This window comes from Pseudochrobactrum sp. AO18b, assembly GCF_000409565.1.
GTDB classification, from domain to species: domain Bacteria; phylum Pseudomonadota; class Alphaproteobacteria; order Rhizobiales; family Rhizobiaceae; genus Pseudochrobactrum; species Pseudochrobactrum saccharolyticum.
The window spans coordinates 1-2,675 of sequence record NZ_ANNO01000141.1 but is presented as its reverse complement, the minus strand read 5'-3'; the positions used below and the strand labels follow the sequence as shown (position 1 = coordinate 2,675).

Annotated in this window: 3 protein-coding genes; 1 reads left to right on the top strand and 2 read right to left on the bottom strand. The window is 54.5% G+C overall.

Annotated elements, in window-relative coordinates; all coding sequences use genetic code 11:
- Window positions 1-33 precede the first annotated feature (33 nt).
- On the bottom strand, window positions 34-732 hold the full coding sequence (locus tag A918_RS0106045) for an aspartate/glutamate racemase family protein (protein WP_022710192.1): 699 nt from the start codon (window positions 730-732) through the stop codon (window positions 34-36).
- 4 nt (window positions 733-736) lie between these two features.
- The gene (locus A918_RS0106040; protein WP_022710191.1) at window positions 737-1,372 is read right to left on the bottom strand and encodes a flavin reductase family protein; all 636 of its coding nucleotides are present in this window, start codon (window positions 1,370-1,372) and stop codon (window positions 737-739) included.
- A gap of 186 nt (window positions 1,373-1,558) precedes the next feature.
- Between A918_RS0106040 and A918_RS0106035 the strand changes: the two genes are divergently transcribed.
- On the top strand, window positions 1,559-2,675 hold a 1,117-nt coding region (locus A918_RS0106035), incomplete at its 3' end, for a Xaa-Pro peptidase family protein (protein WP_022710190.1).

Below are 2,675 nucleotides of genomic sequence, written 5' to 3'. Positions count from 1 at the left end.
GCGGGAGGCTTTTATTAGCGGTGGTGGGTATGGTTATTTCACGCGCGGATAGTCATAGGCGCCGGCTTTGGAAGTGCGGTATCCGGCGCTGACATAGGCTTCTGCGAGTTTGACAGCAGCGGTTACACCGTCAATCACCGGCAGACCGCAACGCTGTTCCAGCCGTTCGCACAGTTCAGACATACCGGCACAGCCGAGTACAATCGCCTCAGCATGGTCTTCGCGTTTGGCGCGCTCGATTTCCTGCACCAGCATTTCTTCCGTATGGCAGGCATCGTCTTCCAGAGCCAGCACCGGCATATCAATGGAACGCACGCGGCGGCAGTGATGGGTTGCGCCATATTCCTGCACCAGATCCTCAATAATCGGCACAGAGCGGGGCAGGGTAGTGACGACAGAGAAGCGTTTGGAAATGGTCATGGCAACCTGCACAGCGGCCTGACAAATGCCGAAAACCGGCCCTCCGGCAACTTCACGCGCGGCATCCAGTCCGGGGTCATCAAAGCAGGCAACGACATAGGCATTAAAGCCCTTCGCTTCACCTTCGCGGATGAGCTGGAGCATGGAAGGTACGGCCATCGCTTCGTCGGCATGACCTTCAATACTGCGCGGGGTGTCTGCCGGATTGATCGCTTCAATGACAGTGGTCGGCAAAGCTGCGCGGCGGGCGCTGCGTTCTGCCTGATCGGTCATGGACTGGGTGGAGTTCGGATTGATAAGGAGTATGCGCAAGGGCTTAGCCTTTATTGGTCAGACGATCCTGAAACGCAGCTAATCCCGGCGATTTCAGAACGAACTGGTTATCGGAAGCGATGTAATTATCGGCATGCAGACGGGCGATTGGCTGATAAGTGTCCGGATTGACGTAACGGCCAGCATCATCCAGACAGTCGCGGCGCACATGCATATGCACAACCTCGCCAAGCACGATGACGCGGCGCTCATAATCAATCAGCCGTTCTACCCGACATTCCATGGAGCACGGCGATTGAGGCAGCCAGCGGGAGCAAACCTGCGCACCTTCCTGCGATGACAGGCCGGCCATTGCCACTTCGTCAACATCCGGCTCAAAGCCGAGGCCGCAAACCAGCATGGCATCGGAAAGCGCCATATCCACCATATTCACGGTAAATTCCTGTGTTCTGCGGATATTGAGAACAGTATCCTTTTCCCGCCCGTCCTGCCTTGTCTGAATACCGAGAATGACAATCGCAGGATCATGAGAAAAGACGTTGAAAAAGCTCATCGGGGCGGCATTGTCCTGCCCGTTTTCCGCGCGGGTTGTGACCAGAGCAATCGGGCGCGGGCCGACAAAATTTGTCAGCAGCCGGTAGCGATCCTGCGGATCCATACGCGTGAAATCAAAATCCATTCATGTTCCCCCGTTTATTGTTGTGGAGTCGGCTCAGCTTAGAAAAATTCGCTAATATTGTCTACAAATATGTTGTCAATAATTTCCGTCTTTGTTTGCAATTAAAGAAAAGAAATTTGCTATATTCAGCGATGTGAAGCTGATATATGAGATTGCAAATTCTGAAAGAGACGGAAGGTCTGACTGATGATTGGTGGTTCTGATTACGCTACAGAGCTGAGCGCAATTCGCCCTTGGACTGATATTGCACCGGCAATATCAGTCGCTGAGCGGCTGGAGCGTATTGAAAAAGCCCGCAGACTGATGGCGAAAAGCGGTGCAGATGCGCTGATCGTTGGCGCAGGCACCAGCCTCAATTATTTCACCGGTATCGGCTGGGGCATGATCGAACGTCTGGTGGCGATGGTACTGCCGCTGAAAGGCGAACCCTATCTGGTCTGTCCGGCTTTTGAAGCGGGGTCGCTGGAAGCTGTGCGGATTATGGATGCACGCATCCGCCTCTGGGAAGAGCATGAAAGCCCGTCTGAGCTGGTGGCGCAAATTCTGCAGGACGAGAATTGCAAGGTTCTGGCCATTGATCCGGCGCTGCCATTCGGCATGGCGAGCGGTATCGGCAAAGCTGCACCTTCCGTCACCTTGCAGGATGCAACAGCGATTATTGATGGCTGTCGCAGCGTGAAGTCACCGGCAGAAATCGCGATCATGAAACAGGCCATGCAGATGACACTGGAAGTGCATCGTCGCGCTGCCCGTATTCTGCATGTGGGTATCAAAGCCAGTACTGTGCGCACATTTATCAATGAAGCGCATAAGGCTATCGGCAGCAATGGCAGCACTTTCTGCGCTGTGCAATTCGGCCGCTCAACGGCTTTCCCGCATGGTTTGCCGCAGGATGATGTACTGGCTGAAAATGACGTGGTGCTGGTGGATACCGGCTGTCTGGTGCAGGGCTATAATTCCGACCTGACCCGCACCTATATTTTCGGCATGCCGACCTCTGAGCAGCAGCGTATCTGGGATATTGAAAAAGAAGCGCAGCTTGCAGCTTTTGCAGCGGCTAAAATCGGTGCAACCTGCGGCTCCGTGGATGATGCAGCACGGGCAGTACTGGAGCGCCACGGTCTGGGGCCGGATTATCAATTGCCGGGTCTGCCACACCGTACCGGTCACGGCATTGGCATGACCATTCACGAGGCACCTTATCTGGTGCGCGGGAATAAGACTGTTTTACAGGCAGGTATGTGCGTTTCCAACGAGCCGATGATTGTTGTGCCGGAAAAATTCGGTATCCGTCTGGAAGATC